The 1,300-nt window shown below is 39.8% G+C and carries 1 protein-coding gene; it reads right to left on the bottom strand.

The features are described 5' to 3' along the window. Positions 1-169: 169 nt before the first annotated feature. Positions 170-355, bottom strand: coding sequence for a hypothetical protein (locus FTV43_RS15540; RefSeq protein WP_179995844.1), 186 nt, complete (start codon positions 353-355; stop codon positions 170-172). Positions 356-1,300 lie beyond the last annotated feature (945 nt).

Genomic DNA, 1,300 nt, shown 5'->3' with positions numbered 1-1,300 from the left:
TTTAAAAAAAATAATCGGGCTTTGCTGCGTGTGGCGTTCCGTGAACGCACATCACCAGTAAAAGCCCGATTTTATATTTTGGTACTTTGCGCACCGTATAATTTCACTTAGAACAGCTTGCCCTTGGTATATTGACGAAAACTCATGTAATGCTTGCTGTGTAAGGCTTTCAAAGCACCTCAAGTTCTAGCAGATCAGATAACAAATATAATTCTTGTTCATCTAAAGCAATTCTGTTTTCACCACTTAAAGACAATAAAACTTCTGTAACCTTTCCTTGTTCTTCAAAGAAATGGCCGTTCTCTGTATGTACGAATTTTACTGTTTTGCCTAAAAGCTCTATGACTTGTTCCATCTTAAACACCTTTTTTTTTAAGTTTTTGACTTAGTGATTAGTATCATTATGGTGAGAGTTGAGCAGATAGAAGGGAATACTCACCCTAAAGCACCTATAAAGGCACTTTAGGAGTATTTCCCTCTGGAGCATCACTACGGAGCCGAGCGTCGCTTCAATCGGAGTGCATCACGGTATAACGCTGCACCTGTCTTAATTACGGCTTATATCACCGCCTGAACGCATTTAAGACCGCCTGTGGGCTTTGTTTGATCATCGCAAGGGCATAACACCCAATATACTCACGATCACCCTTAGACTACTCATTCTGCTGTGTGCTTTGTTCAGATCCCCCAGTAGCACACTGAAAGTCACCGCTTAAATGCTGTCGTCACTAATCCTTCCACCCATTTAAACGAACGGAATTAATCACTGGAGAAGTTTTAACAACGAAAGGGATTTATTTTAAATCTTGTGTGGTTATAATCGCTTTACCGCACGGGGATTTTATCCTGATTATTATGTCAGACGGTAATCTACATAATCTTTCGTTATTAATTACGTCAATAATTAATAACCGTGCTTAGAATATATTTGATATATTGTTTTTATGCAAACCAAGAAAGCATATCCAGCCTGTCATTAGACAGGTTTTTTTTTGCCTGTTTCTTGAGAAACGCGGAAGCGTGCATTCCTGATAAAAATTACAGAACGAGTGTCTACGAGTGAACTGACGCAATAAGCTACGAAAACGCTTTTTTCCCTGATTACAGCTCCCCTTTGCCGCAGATCGGTAAAAATTAGCGAATGCGCCACGAAAACAAATAAACGCTGCACAATTTAAAAAAAATAATCGGGCTTTGCTGCGTGTGGCGTTCCGTGAACGCACATCACCAGTAAAAGCCCGATTTTATATTTTGGTACTTTGCGCACCGTATAATTTCACTTAGAACAGCTTGCCCTTGG

The organism is Acinetobacter sp. YH16053, from assembly GCF_013417035.1.
Classification (GTDB): Bacteria; Pseudomonadota; Gammaproteobacteria; order Pseudomonadales; family Moraxellaceae; genus Acinetobacter; species Acinetobacter towneri.
The sequence above is the reverse complement of the archived record's forward strand: the minus strand, read 5'-3'. Positions and strand labels throughout refer to the sequence as shown.

Bases quoted from the DNA above. Each gene is read 5' to 3' on its own strand.
- FTV43_RS15540 (WP_179995844.1), bottom strand. From the start codon at position 355: ATGGAACAAGTCATAGAGCTTTTAGGCAAAACAGTAAAATTCGTACAT.